The organism is Arthrobacter sp. AZCC_0090, assembly GCF_014207375.1.
Taxonomy (GTDB): domain Bacteria; phylum Actinomycetota; class Actinomycetes; order Actinomycetales; family Micrococcaceae; genus Arthrobacter.
This window is the reverse complement of sequence record NZ_JACHEE010000008.1, coordinates 200,775-216,139: the sequence shown is the minus strand read 5'-3', so window position 1 is coordinate 216,139 and position 15,365 is coordinate 200,775. Positions and strand designations below refer to the sequence as shown.

General features: G+C 64.6%; 15 protein-coding genes and 1 pseudogene. 8 read left to right on the top strand and 8 right to left on the bottom strand.

The features are described from left to right. Window positions 1-31 precede the first annotated feature (31 nt). Entirely contained in the window at window positions 32-1,201 is a 1,170-nt protein-coding gene (locus HNP00_RS14475; RefSeq protein ID WP_260404988.1) for a CdaR family transcriptional regulator, read from the bottom strand. Then, window positions 1,114-2,652: a cation:dicarboxylate symporter family transporter gene (locus HNP00_RS14470; RefSeq protein ID WP_260404982.1), complete on the bottom strand. Its 1,539-nt coding sequence runs from the start codon at window positions 2,650-2,652 to the stop codon at window positions 1,114-1,116. Before HNP00_RS14470 ends, HNP00_RS14475 begins: the two co-directional genes overlap by 88 nt. Window positions 2,653-3,007: 355 nt before the next feature. On the opposite strand from HNP00_RS14470, the gene ald reads away from it, so the two are divergent. The 3 genes and pseudogenes from ald (at window position 3,008) to HNP00_RS14455 (ending at window position 6,462) form a co-directional block, all read left to right on the top strand. Continuing rightward, entirely contained in the window at window positions 3,008-4,126 is a 1,119-nt protein-coding gene (ald, locus tag HNP00_RS14465) for an alanine dehydrogenase (protein WP_184740327.1), read from the top strand. Between the two features lie 96 nt (window positions 4,127-4,222). Beyond that, window positions 4,223-4,738 (top strand): DUF4265 domain-containing protein, encoded by a 516-nt coding sequence (locus HNP00_RS14460; RefSeq protein WP_184740258.1) that lies wholly within the window; start codon window positions 4,223-4,225, stop codon window positions 4,736-4,738. 162 nt (window positions 4,739-4,900) lie between these two features. Next, window positions 4,901-6,462 (top strand): annotated as a pseudogene (locus HNP00_RS14455) (HNH endonuclease). Between the two features lie 82 nt (window positions 6,463-6,544). Here the strand turns inward: HNP00_RS14455 and HNP00_RS14450 are convergent. The 5 genes from HNP00_RS14450 to HNP00_RS14430 all read right to left on the bottom strand — a co-directional run bounded on the left by HNP00_RS14450 (window position 6,545) and on the right by HNP00_RS14430 (window position 10,493). Further along, window positions 6,545-7,285 carry a hypothetical protein gene (locus HNP00_RS14450; RefSeq protein WP_184740256.1) on the bottom strand — a complete coding sequence of 247 codons (741 nt, stop codon included), beginning with the start codon at window positions 7,283-7,285 and terminating at the stop codon, window positions 6,545-6,547. Next, window positions 7,282-7,833 carry an RNA polymerase sigma factor gene (locus HNP00_RS14445; RefSeq protein WP_184740325.1) on the bottom strand — a complete coding sequence of 184 codons (552 nt, stop codon included), beginning with the start codon at window positions 7,831-7,833 and terminating at the stop codon, window positions 7,282-7,284. Before HNP00_RS14445 ends, HNP00_RS14450 begins: the two co-directional genes overlap by 4 nt. A gap of 133 nt (window positions 7,834-7,966) precedes the next feature. After that, window positions 7,967-8,638: a hypothetical protein gene (locus tag HNP00_RS14440; RefSeq protein WP_184740254.1), complete on the bottom strand. Its 672-nt coding sequence runs from the start codon at window positions 8,636-8,638 to the stop codon at window positions 7,967-7,969. A gap of 155 nt (window positions 8,639-8,793) precedes the next feature. Then, complete coding sequence (locus HNP00_RS14435) at window positions 8,794-9,840, bottom strand: Gfo/Idh/MocA family oxidoreductase (RefSeq protein ID WP_184740253.1); 1,047 nt, start codon at window positions 9,838-9,840, stop codon at window positions 8,794-8,796. 41 nt (window positions 9,841-9,881) lie between these two features. Next, window positions 9,882-10,493 carry a TetR/AcrR family transcriptional regulator gene (locus HNP00_RS14430; protein WP_184740251.1) on the bottom strand — a complete coding sequence of 204 codons (612 nt, stop codon included), beginning with the start codon at window positions 10,491-10,493 and terminating at the stop codon, window positions 9,882-9,884. Window positions 10,494-10,618: 125 nt separating this feature from the next. On the opposite strand from HNP00_RS14430, the gene HNP00_RS14425 reads away from it, so the two are divergent. The 3 genes from HNP00_RS14425 to HNP00_RS14415 all read left to right on the top strand — a co-directional run bounded on the left by HNP00_RS14425 (window position 10,619) and on the right by HNP00_RS14415 (window position 12,667). Further along, entirely contained in the window at window positions 10,619-11,185 is a 567-nt protein-coding gene (locus tag HNP00_RS14425; RefSeq protein ID WP_184740249.1) for an NAD(P)H-dependent oxidoreductase, read from the top strand. Between the two features lie 98 nt (window positions 11,186-11,283). After that, entirely contained in the window at window positions 11,284-11,691 is a 408-nt protein-coding gene (locus tag HNP00_RS14420; RefSeq protein WP_184740247.1) for a DUF1801 domain-containing protein, read from the top strand. Between the two features lie 157 nt (window positions 11,692-11,848). Further along, a complete protein-coding gene (locus HNP00_RS14415) occupies window positions 11,849-12,667 on the top strand; it encodes a GerMN domain-containing protein (RefSeq protein WP_184740245.1) in 819 nt (272 codons plus the stop codon). A gap of 8 nt (window positions 12,668-12,675) precedes the next feature. On the opposite strand, the gene HNP00_RS14410 is transcribed toward HNP00_RS14415, so the two are convergent. Next, window positions 12,676-13,509 carry an isocitrate lyase/phosphoenolpyruvate mutase family protein gene (locus HNP00_RS14410; protein WP_184740243.1) on the bottom strand — a complete coding sequence of 278 codons (834 nt, stop codon included), beginning with the start codon at window positions 13,507-13,509 and terminating at the stop codon, window positions 12,676-12,678. Between the two features lie 114 nt (window positions 13,510-13,623). On the opposite strand from HNP00_RS14410, the gene HNP00_RS14405 reads away from it, so the two are divergent. Next, a complete protein-coding gene (locus HNP00_RS14405) occupies window positions 13,624-14,931 on the top strand; it encodes a PLP-dependent aminotransferase family protein (RefSeq protein ID WP_184740242.1) in 1,308 nt (435 codons plus the stop codon). Continuing rightward, complete coding sequence (locus HNP00_RS14400) at window positions 14,928-15,356, top strand: universal stress protein (RefSeq protein ID WP_184740241.1); 429 nt, start codon at window positions 14,928-14,930, stop codon at window positions 15,354-15,356. Before HNP00_RS14405 ends, HNP00_RS14400 begins: the two co-directional genes overlap by 4 nt. The last annotated feature ends 9 nt before the right edge of the window (window positions 15,357-15,365 follow it).

Genomic DNA, 15,365 nt, shown 5'->3' with positions numbered 1-15,365 from the left:
AACGAGTGCGGCCTCCGGTACCAGCGCAGCCTCAAATCCGCGGGCGGCCCGCCCAGCGGCGTGCCTTGAGCGTTGCGTGGAGTTCGAGCCGGATAGCGCCATTCAACGGATCAGCACCGATGAGTTGCCGCACCCTGGCCAGCCGGTTGTAGATGCTGCTGCGGTGCAAGTGCAACTTCGTGGCCACGTCCTGGACTGAGCCGTCGCTGTCGTAGAGCAATTCGAGAACGGGCAGGAGTTCGCCGTTGCGGTCGGCGTCCTCGATCGCCTGGAAATAGGACGAGCCCGAATCGTCCCAACCGCCGGGTGCCTGCAGCCGTTCGAACAACTGGTAGATCCCTGCCGAACGGCTGTCCACGAGCTCACCGAGCGGAGGATCGACGGCGGCAGCCTGGGCCGCGAGCTTCGACTGCCGGTACGCCCGCCCCAGTTGGCGGATGACCGAAAACGGCTCACTGATGCCCAGGATGACCCGGTCCACCTTCCGGCCGGCCCGCTTGGCGAGCTCCAGCTGATAGTGGACCAAGACCTGGGCATGTTCTGCCCGTCCGCCGGTTTCGCGGAACAGCAGGACCGAATGCGTCTCGGTACCGGCGCTGAAAAGTACGGAATCGACGCCGATAGTGGCCTGCAGCGCGGCGGAACGGTGCGTCAGCGTGGCTGCGATGGGATCGGAGACGCCGCCGCCGTCCTCGGCGTCGAGCACGGTCACCAGCTGCCACGGGCCCCGGCCCTGGACCTCCTTCCATCCGGCCACGGCCGCCACCGCGTTGGATTCGCCTTGGCATGCAGCCAGGAATTCCTGCTCGCGGCGGCGCCGGAACTCCGATTCGGCCGTATTGGAATCGAGCAGCAACCCCGCGAGGAGGTCCAGCTCGTCCCGCACGCCTGGCAACTGGGCGAGGATCGCCGTCGCGGTCTGCTCGTCAAGGTCTTGCTGGACCCAGAGGTACCCCACGCGGAAACCGCGCACCAGCAGCGGGACGCAGACGCGCCCCACCATGCCGAGTTCCTCATTGGCGGGCACGACGACGGGACGCACCGCGGTGGCGATGCCGTGCGAGAGCTGCCACGCACTGACGTCCACCGGGACTTTCTTGCTGAGGAGGAAATTCACGCGGACGCGGTCGGCGTGGGACTGGTTGGAACTATAGGCGAGCAGGACACCGTCGAGATCTTCCAGGGAGAGTCCGCGGCCCAATTTGAGTGCGACGTCCTCGACGATCTTCTCCACGTCCTGTTGCATGGAGCAAGACTACTTTGCCCGCTGCCCACGAGTGGCTGGATTTGTTTATCTAGCGTGGCATCTATCCGACGCGGGCCGGCACGGGAGCCTCGTCGGCCTTTTCGGGGAGGGCGCCTTCTCCCCGGAAAGGCACGAAGCATGGCGTCCCGATCGAACTCGCCTTCCCATTTCGCCACAACAAAGGTGGCCACGCAGTTACCGAGCAGGTTCACTACCACCCGCATGGAGTCCATCAGCCGGTCCGCGCCCAGGAGAAGCGCGACGCCCGCAACCGGGAAGATCCCCAATGCGCCGGCAGTGGCCGACAAAGCGAGGAAGGCTGACCCGGGAACCCCGGCCATGCCCTTGGATGTGAGCATGAGGATCCCTAGTGCCACGAGCTGCTGTCCGAGATCGAGATGGTGCCCGAAAGCCTGGGCGAGAAAAAGCAGGGAGATCGACAGATAGATTACGGCACCATCGAGGTTGAAGGAGTAGCCGGTCGGAATAACCAGTCCGGTGGTGCTGCGTGAGCAACCTGCGTTGGAGAGCTTGGCCATGATGCGCGGCATGACGGATTCTGTGGACGCCGTACCAAGGGCCAGCAGGAACTCTTCACGGGTGTACTTCAAAAACTGCCAGAGCGGCACCCGTGCGATGCCCCACGCCACGAGGAAGAGCAAAGCGATGAAGACGACGGCGGCGCCGTAACACGCCGCGATGAGTACTGCGTATGTGCCCAATGAATCCAGTCCGTACTGGCCAATGATGAACGCCATGGCCCCGAACGCGCCGATGGGTGCCACCCGCATGACCCAGGCCATGATCTTGAAGAACACGTCCAGGACGGTCTCCATGAACGTGAGCACAGGCCCGCACCGTTCCTTGCCGATCACAACAACGGCCGAACCGAAGAAGACGGAGAAGCACAAGACCTGCAGCAGGTTGTTGTTCGCGAAGGCGCCCACGACGCTGGTGGGGATGACGCCGAGCAGGAACTGGCCCAGGTCCTTGGGCGGCGCGGTGCCGGTCTTGGCGTTCAGGGCGTCCGGGCTCAGCGAATTCGGATCGATGTTGAGCCCTGCCCCAGGCTGGACGAGATTGCCCACCATCAGGCCGAATGCCAGGGCGAACAGTGTGGCCCCGGTGAAGTAGATGAGTGCCTTGACTCCGACACGGCCCACGGCCTTGACATCCCCCACCGCTGCAATTCCGGTGACGATGACCAGGAAGATCAATGGCGCGATGATCATCTTGATGAGCTGGATGAAGCCGTCGCCAAGAGGACGCAGTCCGGAACCGATACTGGGCCAGAAGTGGCCGATCAGCACACCTGCAACCACGGCGGCGAAGATCTGGACGAACAGGGATTTATACAGGGGCTTCCTGGGCGCAGGAACAACAGTCGAAGAGGTCTGTATCTTCATGGTGCTGGCCAATCGTTGGACGGAGGTGCGTGGTTGCTCGTCCACGATAGGAAAGCCACGTTTCAACGAAGTGACACAAATGTCACAAGAAGAATCATTCATGAAACATGCGTTTCAACTGGCGGGCCATCACTCATGCCGAATCCCGGATCGCCCGGCGAACATCAGGCGACACCTGACGCTCTCAGATTCGACAAATGTCGAGTTGCGGAGGGCAAAAACCCCGGAAATACAAGGAAGTTCACGACGGCGGCCGTCGCCTTTCGTGTCGCCTGGCTCACAGCGGATTTATTCTGGAATCACAGTCCCCCGCAGAGAAAAAGGCCGTTGAAGCCTTTCGAACATGGAGCCCACAATGATTATCGGTGTCCCCAAAGAGATCAAGAACAACGAATTCCGCGTTGCCATCACTGCCGCGGGGGTTCACGAGTTCCGCACCCACGGACACACAGTCCTGGTGGAGCGCGGCGCCGGCGTCGGCTCCGGTATCACGGACGAGGAATACGCGGTAGCTGGTGCTGAGATCGTGGCCGAAGCCGACGACGTCTGGGCACGCGCTGACATGGTCATGAAGGTCAAGGAACCCATCAAGGCCGAATACCACCGCTTCCGCAAGGGCCTGATCCTCTTCACCTACCTGCACCTGGCCGCTGAGCCTGAACTGACTCAGGAACTCATCAACTCCGGCGTCACGGCCATCGCCTACGAAACCGTCCAGGAAGGCCGCACGCTGCCCCTGCTGGCACCCATGTCCGAGGTCGCTGGCCGCCTGTCGGTCGTCGTCGGCGCTTCCTCCCTCATGGCACCGGCCGGCGGCAAGGGTGTGCTGCTGGGCGGCGTTCCGGGTGTCCGCCCGGCGAAGGTTGTTGTCCTCGGCGCCGGTGTCGCCGGAACCAACGCCGCCGCGATGGCCTTGGGCCTGGGTGCCGATGTCACCATCATGGACATCAACATCAACCGCTTGCGCGAACTGGACGCCCTCTACCAGGGCCGCCTGAAGACCGTCGCCTCCAATGCCTACGAGATCGAGAAGTCAGTGGTCGACGCAAACCTCGTGATCGGTTCCGTGCTGATCCCGGGCGCCAAGGCTCCCAAGCTGGTCACCAACGAGCTGGTCTCCCGCATGAAGCCCGGCTCCGTGCTCGTGGACATCGCCGTGGACCAGGGCGGCTGCTTCGAGGACACCCACCCCACCACCCACCAGGAACCCACGTACAAGGTCCACAACACGATCTTCTACTGCGTCGCCAACATGCCGGGTGCCGTTCCGAACACCTCCACCTACGCTCTGACCAACGTCACCCTGCGCTACGCGGTGTCACTGGCCAACCTGGGCGTCAAGGCCGCGTTCGACCGCGACCCCGCACTGGCAGCCGGCCTCAACATCGCCGCCGGCAAGGTCACGCACCGCTCGGTTTCCGAGGCACACAACCTGCCCCTCGTGGCCGACTGGCACAACCTGGTTTCGGCGTAGTTTCTCTCCGCCGCTGACACGGGCGTGGTTTAACGAACCCGACGGCGGGGTGCGGCTTCCATGGGAAGCGGCACCCCGCCGTCGTAGGCTCGGCACATGGACGAATATCGACTTCATCCGAGCTTGGTTACCCACTGGCGAGCCGGGGTGCTGGAGCCGTGGCCAGACGCAAAGGCAGCGACCGAGACCGTATGGCTCCCATTGCCTGAGGGGACCGATGGGGTGAGGTACTGGGAAGGCCTGAACGGACGGCTTGAGCCCGATGGCACGGTCACCGTTCTCGGGGTGCCGGCCTACGCATACGATCTGAACCTGGGTGACCGCGTCGCCGTCGTCCGTTCCCCCAAGGGATCGTTCGTAGCAACCGGAATTACACACGACGCCGGCAACTACACATTCAGATTTTTCCTGCTCGACCCGGATGACAAGACTGCTTGGTATCCGCTGGCGCAGGAGTTCGCAGCCGTGGGCTGTCTGATCGACGTTCTTTCGCCCCACCTGACGGCGTTGTCCTGCGTTCCGAAGGCATCACAGTCGGTGGCCGACCGACTTGCGCAACTCGAGGAACAAGGCACGCTTCAGTACGAGACGGGCCGCACTATCAACGTCTGAGCTCCGGACTGCAGTCGCCGGGACAAAGGTTCCTCCGGGGGAGGCGGCTCCAACTAACTGTCCGTTGCATTTCCTAACAATTCTTTAGATCTTCTTAGGTTCTTTCAACTGGCCGGGTCCTTTCAGCCCAATAATGTCGTAGGTCCCTGAAATGCTTGGTTCATGGCCGGAATTCGGGGAACACAGCTGATAGAGGCGGGCGCGCCGTCGGGCGGCGCAGGTCCGGATGCTCCTGTGTCAGATGCCTGGGTGCGGGATATTATCGATGCCGTTGCCTCCTTCCGCCCCGACGTCGCCGGCACCGAACCTGGCGACCGCGCCGAGTTGATAAACCAGATACGTGCCCTCGAGGATTTGAAGTCCGCGGCGGTCGCGGGTTTGCAGGCCAGGATCGCGGTCGCGTTCGATGCCGCCCAGCGCAGCTCCGAGGCCGACCTGGGCGTTCCGGCCGACGAACAGGGACGCGGCGTCGGAGCGCAGATTGCCTTGGCCCGGAGGGAATCCCCCGCCCGCGGGTCCCGGCTCTGCGGGCTCGCGAAAGCCCTCGTCACCGAAATGCCGCACACCCTCGCCGCCCTCGACACCGGGCGGCTCAACGAATGGCGCGCCACCCTGCTCGTGAAGGAAACAGCCTGCCTGAGCGCCGAGGACCGATGCGCCGTGGACGAGGAACTCGCCGCCGACACCGGGACCTTCGACGGTGCCGGGGACAAGGCGATTATCGCCGCGGCCCGGACCGCGGCCTACCGGCGGGACCCCCGCTCCGTCACCCAACGCGCCAGCCACGCCGCCGAGGAACGTCACGTCAGCCTCCGCCCGGCACCGGACACCATGACTTATCTGACGGCGCTTCTTCCGGTCGCACAGGGCGTGGCCGTGCACGCGGCCCTGTCCCGGCACGCCGACACCCTCCGCTCCTCCGGAGGGGAGACCCGGTCCCGGGCCCAGATCATGGCCGACGCCCTCGTCGAACGGACCACCGGCACCCCTGCGGGGATCAGCGGGGTGGAGGTCCAGCTCGTCATGACCGACCGCACCCTGTTCCAGGGCGACAGCGAACCGGCCCGGCTCCCGGGCTACGGCATCGTCCCCGCCGCCTGGGCAAGGACAATGCTCACCGCGAACAACCACCAAACCCAGCCCGGCCAAGCCGGGAACGAGCACTCCGCACCCGGCCAGCCGAGGTTTCGTTATCCGCGGCATGAGCACGCAGCACAGGCTGAGCCCGGGCAACGCCAAGCCGAAGAGAGCCAGCACCTCAGGGTCTGGCTCCGTCGCCTCTCTTCACCGCCCCCGGAACCGGGAACCTCGTCGCCGCCGACTCCCGGGCGCGCCTTTTCCCGGCCGGTTTGCGGCGCTTCATCCAAGCCCGCGACGACACCTGCCGCACCCCCTACTGCGACGCACCGATCAGACACATCGACCACATCATCCCCTGGCACCAAGGCGGCACCACCAGCCTGGCCAACGGCGCTGGCCTGTGCGAAGCCTGCAACCACACCAAAGAACTCAACGGCTGGACAGCACAAACCCGGACAGCACAAACAGGGCCCAGGACACCGCATGTCCTCGAAATCCGCACCCCCACCGGACATTCGTACCGATCAACAGCCCCGCCCCTGCCAGGAACGCACTTGAACGGAGACCCGCCCGTCATGGCGACCCACTATTTCGAGGACCTGTACTACAGGCGCGACCGACGCGAACTACGACAACCGGCCTAGGCACGCAAACACGACCGCCACACAGCAAGAGGATACGGCCGCAGCACTCTACCGCGTTAGCCTCGATGGAGGTTAAGACAGGTTACGGCTTGACCGGGTTGCCCGGGAGAATGCCCGAAGGAACGGGTACCGGGAGCGTGGGGACGGACGGCGTCGGGATCGTCACGGGCCCGGGCTGGCCTTTGGCGATGTCTCGAAGTCCCTCGCGCGGATCCTGCTGGGAACCGGGCACGGTGGTGGTGTGCGGTGTTGGATGCGCGCTGGTGCTTGGGGCGTCGGGGCTGGTGGGCGCCGGCGAGGGCGTCACGGGAACGCTTGTCTCGCGGGTGGGCATCGGCCCCGGCCCTGAGCGCGTCCCTTGCTGTTGCGGAGCGTTGCCGCCCGATCCGGGCGCGAGCTGGGAGACGACCGATCCCACCACGGCGCCAAAGTGTTCAATGGTTCCCTGAATGCCGCCGTCAGAGGCAGCCGCGGCGGTGGCGCCAGCGGCAAGGGAAGCCGCCACCGCAACAGCGGCGAAGGTCATGCGGCTCTTTTTGCGGCGGCGGGCAGCCAATTCGTCAACGGGTCCAGCAATCCCGCCGGCGGGTGCAGCCGCCACGAGGGAAGCCACCTCAACGGGCGCAACAGTCTCGGCAGGCGCGATCGCCACGGGGCCAGGCACCATCAAGGCTTGCACTTCGGCTGATGGCTGCGGCCGGTTGTTTGCAAGGGCGCGCAGTTCCAGCAGCTCGGACCGGATCTCGTACGCTTCGTCGAGCCCGGCTTCAGCAAGCAGGCGGTCGATGCCGTGCTCGCCGCAGGATGCGGATTTTTCGCTCATGATGTGCCATTCCTTAGTAGTGCACGTTCTCTCAGTGCACTCAATGCCCTGCGCTGCAACTGCTTTACGGCTCCTTGGGACTTGCCCATAATGTCCGCTGTTTCTTCCAACGACAGGTCTGCGACGACCCGTAATGCCAGGACCTCGCGGTAGTCGGAGTTGAGGTCGGCCAATAGCTCTGTCACGCTCAACCCCTCCGCGTGCCCAAATGCTTGGTCCTCCGCCGAAGGCGTACGCCGAGCGTCCAGATCGGGTTCATAGGGCGCGGCATCAGGCGTACGCTCCCGCTTGCGGTAGTGATCCACCATCCGGGCGTGCGCGATGGAGAAGAGCAGGGTCTTGGCTCCCTGAAGGCCGCCGCGGAGGGAAGCCAGTTTGGGATAGAGGGCCAGGAATACATCCTGCGTAACTGCTTCCGGATCGTCTACGCCGCGGGCGCGCAGGTAACCAAAAACTGGTCCGGAAAAGTTGTTGTAGGCAGCCGTGAAGAGCAGGGCGGGGTCGTCCTCGTCCGCCTGCAAATATTCATCAGCCAAAGGGTCAAGCACCCGCGACCCCTCCATCCCACGCAGCACGGTCATCCTCCCTGGCCTGGGAAATAACCGCTGCCGCCGTCTGTTGCGTCGCGGGGCTCCTTGTCAGTTCGCCAAGGAGCCCCGCCGTTCAAGCGTAGCTGTCGTGTTATGGGCGGACAGAATCGGCCGGGACGTCCACGGGTGCGCTGGGGACGTGGGACGGCACGGCGGGAACAGCCGGTACAGCAGGAACGGCCGGTGCGGACGGCAATGCCGGGACGGCGGGCGTGGCAGGCAGGGTAGCGGTGCCATTGGCGTCGGCCTTCACAGAGGCAGAACCGTCTGCCGACAGGCCGGCCGCCTTACCTTCGGTCACGACCGTTGCGCAGTGTGCCTTGACGTTGGCTTCGCCACCAGCGGCAACAACCAAGGAGGAGTAACCGGGTACCTTGGCGTCACCCTTCAGGCCACCGTTGAGCAGAGCCGTGCAGAGGCCGAATGCCTCGGGTGTGCTGGCTTTGGCTGCATCCACGGCGTCTGCGGCCTTGGACTTTGCGTCGTCTACGGCGTCCGTGGCCTTCGCTTTAGCGGTTTCGACGGCGTCGGCGGCCTTGGACTGAGCGGTCTCGGAAGCATCAGCTGCCTTCGACTTAGCGGCATCGGCTGCATTGGTGACGATGGGAGCCGGAGCTCCAACCAATTCGTGGGCGCTCTGCTGCAGGCCGCTCGGAAGCGCTCCGTTGAAGGCTGCGACGCCGGTTCCGCCAACCGCGACAGCTCCGGCGGCGAGGACGCCAGCGGCGATTTTGCTGGTGGCAAGGACAGTGAACAAGGACATGAGACCTCCGACAAACGTTTTTGGACTACCCCGGCAGCGGCTTTGTCGCTACCGGATGATCAGTGCGGACGTGGCCCACACACCCCTTACATCGCTGGCGGTCCCGGCGAAGTTACGCCGATCCAAAAAAAAGTTTCTTGGCTGCTCCGCGCCGGCTAAACCAAAGCCCTCGCCTGCTCAATCAGCTTCAGGACCTCGACTGGCCCTGCCGGATCCACCGGCAGCGGCAAGTCAGAGGCGGCACCGCCGTCGTCGATCTTCTCCGCCAAGATCCGGTAGAACTCCTGGTAGGCGCCGCGTTCCGTGGGAACGGGGGTCCGCACGCCATCGACTTCGAGGGTTCCATAGTGATGCGGATCCTCGACGCCGTAGGCAGCGTCCGTAGGCAGCCCACCTGCCACGATGAAGGGCTCCTGCGGATCGATTCCGTACTTCACGAAGCCGCCTTTGCTGCCCAGGATGCGGAAGCGCGGCGCGTGGAGCTGGCTGTTGACGTTCATTGCCACGTGGCTGATCACTCCGGAAGAGTGCTTCAGCGCTAGGAAAACGTCGTCGTCGGCATGTTCCTGCGGCCGCCGCGCGAGGATTTCGGCGTGGACGACCTCTGCGGGACCGAACATCTGCACAGCGAGGTCCAACAGATGGGTGCCGAGATCGAAAAGCAGCCCGCCGCCGTCGTCGGCCGTTGCGCTTGCCTTCCACGCCTTGCTGATTTCGGGCGCCCAGCGCTCCATCGACGCCTCGCAGCGCATGATCTCGCCCAGCGTCCCGGCGTCGAGCAGCTTCTTCACGGTGAGCGCGTCGCCGTCCCAGCGGCGGTTTTGGTAGACCGTGAGCACACGGCCCAGCCTCGCGGCCAGTTCGATCAGTTCCTGCCCCTGCTCACTAGTCACGGCGAACGGTTTGTCCACGACGACGTCGAGCCCGGCTTCCAGCGCGGCTTTCGCGAGCGGGTGATGCGTTGCGGGCGGCGTGCCAAGGACCACCAGGTCAAGTTCCCCGGCCAGCGCCAGGACGTCGTCGGGACCGTCCACGAGCTTCGCCGCGGGATACCGCTTCTGCGCCTTGGCCTTGCGGTCCGGGTCCGAAGTTGCGATGACGTCGAGGGAAAACGCGGGATTGGCTGCGATGAACGGCGCGTGAAAGACGCTGCCGGAAAGGCCATAGCCGACGACGGCGGTGCGGATCGGTGTGTGGGTCATGCCGCTACGCTACCGGGCAGGGGCATCCTGGCGAAGGTTTGTCAGCAGTCTTTCAGCAAGCGCGTGACAAGCTCGCGCCACGACGCAGCTAGGCGCTCCGGCGCGATTCCGTGGGCGCGAAGGGAATGGAGCATGCGCTCGGGATCCAGGGTGGCGCCGAGAGAAAGAGCCATAAGCCAGGGATCACGGTCCAAGCCCGCCTTCCGCAGAAGCATCTCGATGTGCCGGTGCCACAACACGACCGGCGGGGCGTCGTGCCGGTTTTGCGGGGAATGCTCCGCCGCGGCGCGGGCCAGCTCGCCGTACTCTTCGACATACTTGATGCGCGCTTCGCCGAAGGCAATAAGGCGCTCACGCGGAGGCGCTCCCGGACCCAAGGGCGGCGGACCGAAGATGAACTGGCGCTGGAAGTCCGATTCGGCGTCGCTCAGGAGGGTCATCATGAGTCCGGCCCTGCTTCCGAAGCGGCGAAAAACCGTTCCCTTCCCGACATCGGCACGGCAGGCGAGCATGTCCATGGTGACGGCGTCCACTCCGTGTTCAGCCACGAGCTCCCTGGCGGCCTGGAGGAGCCGTTCGCGATTGCGCGCGGCGTCGCTGCGCTCCGGCGGCGCCCCGAAAGGCAACTCGGGCCGGATGGGAATGAGGCTCACAAGAAACATTCTAGCCTCGGGAATATTAAGCGGACCGCAGTCCGTTTAGAATCTACGAAGGCAGCAAAAGCCTCCAAAAACTAAGAGTCTGCGGCACCGTCCGCGGCCAGACCCAAGGAGTTCCCATGTCCAAGAACACCGTTCTCGCCCTTGTTGGCAGCCTCCGCGCCGATTCCCACAACCGCAAGCTCGCCGAAGCCATCCAGCTCAACGCCCCGGAAAACGTGGACGTGCAGATCCACGGCTCCCTCGGCAACATCCCGTTCTACAACGAAGACATCGACGTCGAAGGCCAGGTTCCGGCCGAAGCCGCAGCCTTGCGTGCAGCAGCATCCGAAGCTGACACCCTCCTGCTTGTCACGCCCGAACACAACGGCACCCTGACCGCTTCCCTCAAGAACGCCATCGACTGGCTGTCCCGCCCCTACGGCGCCGGCGCCCTCGCGGGCAAGCCGACCGCCGTCGTCGGAACCGCGTTTGGCCAGTTCGGTGGAGTCTGGGCACAGGACGAGGCCCGCAAGGCTGCTGGCATCGCCGGCGCCAAGGTCCTCGAGGACGTCAAGCTGGCCGTTCCGGGCTCCATGATCCGCTTCGCCGAACTGCACCCGAAGGACGACGCCGAAGTTGTTGAGCAGATCAAGGCCATCTTCGAGCCCCTGACCGCCTTCCAGGAAGACGAAGTAGCAGCCTAGTCTCCTCGGTTCGCGCGGCCCTACCAGGAGCGTGCGCGAGAAATGCCCCTGTCCCGCCGTGAGGCGTGGGCAGGGGCATTCTGGCGATACGATTGGGCATGGCACCACGGCCAGAGCACAACCGCCACCCCGAAGTCGACGCCTACCTCGAGGCCCTCCCGGACTGGCAACGCACCATCGGGGAGCAACTGCGCGACCTCATCCACGAAGCCGAACCCGAAATCGCCGAAACGATCAAGCGCCGCACGCGGCCCTACTTCGTTCTCGACGGCAACGTCTGCGCACTGCTCGCCGCCAAGGACCACGTCAACCTGTTCCTCTACGACGGCGCAATTGTCCCCGACCCGGACAACATCATCACTTCCGGGCACGACAACAAAACCGCCCGAATGATCACCTTCTATCAGGGCGACGTGATTCCGCGTGCACCGCTCACCACCATGCTGCGGCAGATCGTGGCCAACAACCGCGCAGGCGGCTGGCGGAAGATCAAAAGGGCGGATTAGCGGACGCCGCGGGCCGGGTCACCCCCCAACCGCTACCATTCCGTGACTGAGCTGAGGCCGAACTGTCATGGGCGGATCGGCCCACGCCCGGGTAGCCAGCCGTAACGTTGATTTACAGGCACCAGGTGGGTGGATCAGGGCAGGAGCGGGGGCTGTCATGGGGGTCAGGCGCGGCGTGGAAGGCACGACGACGGCGATCGCCGCATTGTGCCTGTCGCTCGCGCTCTGCCTGGCTGGCTGCGCTTCCCCCGACGGCGGCCCGTCCGCCAGTTCGCCCTCGGCACCGCCCGGATCCCCGGGCTCCGTCGAGGCGACGCAGGAGCCCTTGGCGGGGCCGGTTCCGACGCCCCGCCCAGCGCCTCCGCCGTCCGTCAATGAGCCTCCCGCGGCTCCGCTCGCCACCGCTTTGGGCCCAGCAAGCGGCACCTCCAGACCATCGGCAAAGCAAAGCCAAGCCCCAGGGGCCGCCGGTCTACCCGGCACGGCCACAACCATTCCGTCGCCGGGGCCGCCTTCCGCAGCGTCAGGAAGCCCGAGCCCCCAGGCGCCCTTGCCCCTCCCAACCACCGGCGTGCCGTCCGGGACCGCCGTGTATTTCGTGGCGATCGGCGACGGCGGCAGCCGCGGCGTGCGGTTCGGCTCCGATGACAGCCTCGTTGCCGTGCAATTCAGTGCCTCTGAAGGCAGCGACCCGCTTGCCGCCGCCATGGGCCAACTGCTCGCGCCCGACGACGGTGCCACTCAGGCAGGCTTGTACAACGCACTCTCCGGCTCCGCGCTGCGGTACGTTTCGGGCTACCTCGACGGATCCACCGCCGTCGTGAACCTGAGCGGTTCCCTTCGCCCGGGGGGTGTATGCGACCACCCGCGCATCGAAACACAGCTGACCCAGACCGCAGTGGCGGCGACGGGGGCGTCCCAAGCGGTGATCTATATCGACGGGCGCACCCTGGCGGATGTCCTGAGCTTGCGCTGAGGCTTGCGCTACCGCCCGCCGAAGAGCGCGTCCATTTCGGCATAGCTCAGTGTTCCGGCGAGGCCCGACCAGTTCCCGTCGCCAAGAACTTCCATTGCGAGCCGGGAGACCGTCGCGTAGGCGGCCCTGGCAGTGCTGCCGCCAATGCTGATTCGCCGCACGCCGGCGTCGTGCAATTCCCCGGGCGACGGCGAACCCAGACCGGCCAGCGCATTGAGCGGCACGCTGATCCGCCGGGAAAGTTCGTGCAGTATATGGAGATCTGTCAACCCTGGTACGAATATTCCGTCCGCCCCGGCCTGCCGGTAGGCATCCGCACGACGCAGCGTTTCTTCATAGGCAGTGTCCGGAAACTTTCCGGACCAATAGGTATCCGTACGCGCATTGATGAAAAGCCGGACGCCGGCGTCGTCGGCTGTCTGCCTGATCAGGGCAATGCGCCTGGACTGCTCAGCGATTTCGCTGAGCGGCTGTTCCGCTGAGTCCTCGATATTGATCCCGACGGCGCCCGCCTCCAGCACCGCTCGAACAGTGGCCCGGAGTTCTTCGTCAATGCGTCCGTAGCCCGTCTCAATGTCTGCAGTCACCGGCAAGCGGGTGGCTTTTGCTATTCGCGACAGCGCCTCCATGGCAAGCTGCCGCGGAAGGTGGTCCCCGTCCTGGTACCCCAAGCTCCACGAGATTGCCGAACTGGAGGTGGCTACCGCCGTCGCGCCCGCTTCCTCGACCATCCGCGCAGATGCCGCATCCCACGCATTCACCAGTACCAAGGGCGCATGAGGCGCAGCGTGGAGCTCGTGGAAGCGGAGAGCCTTGGATTCGAGTTCGGGATGCATCGTCATGGCTCTATTCCAGCCTTCCGCTCGCCGGACGTAAAGCGAATCGCACCCAGAATTGTGAAAATCGGATGAAACATCTGTTGCCTTCTTGGCAACTCTGGGGAGTATCCTGTCAATGTGACCCACGAAACATTGGATGCCGGGCCGGAGTTGCCCGCTGAAGCAATTGACGCAATAGAGCGAGCAGCCACTGCCGCCCACCGCCACGAGGAACTCTTCTCGGAGCGCGCCGCCAACATTAAGCAGTCCGCCGTGCGTGATGTCTTCGACATTTCAATGCGCCCGGGGCTCGTCTCCCTCGCCGGCGGAAACCCCTACCTGCAGTCCCTCCCCCTTGAGAAGCTTGGCCAGACGGCTGCACGCATCATCGCCGAAGAAGGTATGACGGCGTTGCAGTACGGCGGCGGGCAGGGCACCGAGGAACTTCGCACCCAGATCTGCGAGATCATGGCCGCCGAAGGAATCACCGACGCCCGGCCGGAAAACGTCGTGATCACCGCAGGTTCCCAGTCGGCCCAGGACGTAGCCACCAAGGTCTTCTGCAATCCAGGCGACGTCGTGCTGGTGGAAAATCCCACCTATGTGGGAGCCCTGAACACCTTCGAGGCCTACCAGGTCCAGGTTGAGACCGTGGACATGGACGACGACGGCCTGGTCCCGGAGCTGCTCGAGGCCAAGATCGCGGAGCTTCAGGCCGAGGGCAAGAACATCAAGTTCCTCTACACGATCCCCAACTTCAACAACCCTTCCGGCATCACCCTCGCTCCTGCGCGGCGCCAGCGAATCGTAGATATATGCCGCAATGCGAATATCTTGATCCTCGAGGACAACCCCTACGGTCTTTTGCGCTTCGACGGCAACCCGCTCGCGCCAATGCGGGCCGCGAATGAGCACGACGTCATCTACATGGGGTCGTTCTCAAAAATCTTTGCCCCGGGACTGCGGATCGGATGGGCCCTTGTTCCCGAGCACCTGCAGCGGCGCTTCTATCTCGCGTCGGAAGCCGTGACATTGTGCCCTCCCACCCTGAATCAGATGATCATCTCGGCATATCTTCGGGACTACGACTGGCGCGGACAGATTGAGACCTACCGGGCCCTCTACGAGGAACGCTGCAAAACCCTGCTCGCAGCGTTGGAAGAGCACATGCCTCCCGGCCTGAGCTGGACCAGGCCCGAGGGCGGCTTCTTCGTCTGGGTAACCCTGCCCGGCGGTGTGGATACGTACCCGCTCCTCAAGAAGGCGATCGAGGCAGGCGTCGTGTTCATCCCCGGCGCGGCGTTCACGCACTCGGACGAACCATCCAACAAACTGAGATTGGCCTTCAGCGCAGTGCCACCTGAGTCCATTGCCGAAGGCGTCCGCCGTTTGGCACCAGTACTGCGCGGGGCAATCGACACCATTAACAAAGGAGTTACATCATGAGCGGAATCGTAGTGGTCGGCGTAGACGGCAGTGAGACCGCAATGAGGGCAGCCGAGGCAGCCAGGGACCTTGCGGCAGCACTGGGAGCCAGCCTTCGCGTCTTGACGGCCTTCGACAGCGACCGTACCGAGGTCTTTGAAAGCGGCAGCGACCGGTGGGTCGTCTCGGATGCGGACGACGCTGAAAAGGTTGCCCGCGGAGTTGCGGAAAAACTCAACAGCGAGCAGCTTGAAATCAGCTTCACGGCCGCACGCGGCAAGCCGGGAGAAGCGTTGATCCGCGAAGCCGAACGCGTCGGGGCTCGCTTGATCGTCGTCGGCAACCGTCGCATGCAGGGACTGGCACGCGTTCTCGGCAGCGTTGCCAACACCGTGGCCCACAACGCCCCGTGCGATGTCTACATCGCCAAGACGGACGAACCGTAAGCCACAGTC

Excerpts from the sequence above, each read along its gene's own strand:
- HNP00_RS14470 (WP_260404982.1), bottom strand. The coding sequence starts at position 2,652 with ATGAAGATACAGACCTCTTCGACTGTTGTTCCTGCGCCCAGGAAGCCC.
- ald (WP_184740327.1), top strand. The coding sequence starts at position 3,008 with ATGATTATCGGTGTCCCCAAAGAGATCAAGAACAACGAATTCCGCGTT.
- HNP00_RS14460 (WP_184740258.1), top strand. The coding sequence starts at position 4,223 with ATGGACGAATATCGACTTCATCCGAGCTTGGTTACCCACTGGCGAGCC.
- HNP00_RS14450 (WP_184740256.1), bottom strand. The coding sequence starts at position 7,285 with ATGAGCGAAAAATCCGCATCCTGCGGCGAGCACGGCATCGACCGCCTG.
- HNP00_RS14440 (WP_184740254.1), bottom strand. The coding sequence starts at position 8,638 with ATGTCCTTGTTCACTGTCCTTGCCACCAGCAAAATCGCCGCTGGCGTC.
- HNP00_RS14435 (WP_184740253.1), bottom strand. The coding sequence starts at position 9,840 with ATGACCCACACACCGATCCGCACCGCCGTCGTCGGCTATGGCCTTTCC.
- HNP00_RS14425 (WP_184740249.1), top strand. The coding sequence starts at position 10,619 with ATGTCCAAGAACACCGTTCTCGCCCTTGTTGGCAGCCTCCGCGCCGAT.
- HNP00_RS14420 (WP_184740247.1), top strand. The coding sequence starts at position 11,284 with ATGGCACCACGGCCAGAGCACAACCGCCACCCCGAAGTCGACGCCTAC.
- HNP00_RS14415 (WP_184740245.1), top strand. The coding sequence starts at position 11,849 with ATGGGGGTCAGGCGCGGCGTGGAAGGCACGACGACGGCGATCGCCGCA.
- HNP00_RS14410 (WP_184740243.1), bottom strand. The coding sequence starts at position 13,509 with ATGACGATGCATCCCGAACTCGAATCCAAGGCTCTCCGCTTCCACGAG.
- HNP00_RS14400 (WP_184740241.1), top strand. The coding sequence starts at position 14,928 with ATGAGCGGAATCGTAGTGGTCGGCGTAGACGGCAGTGAGACCGCAATG.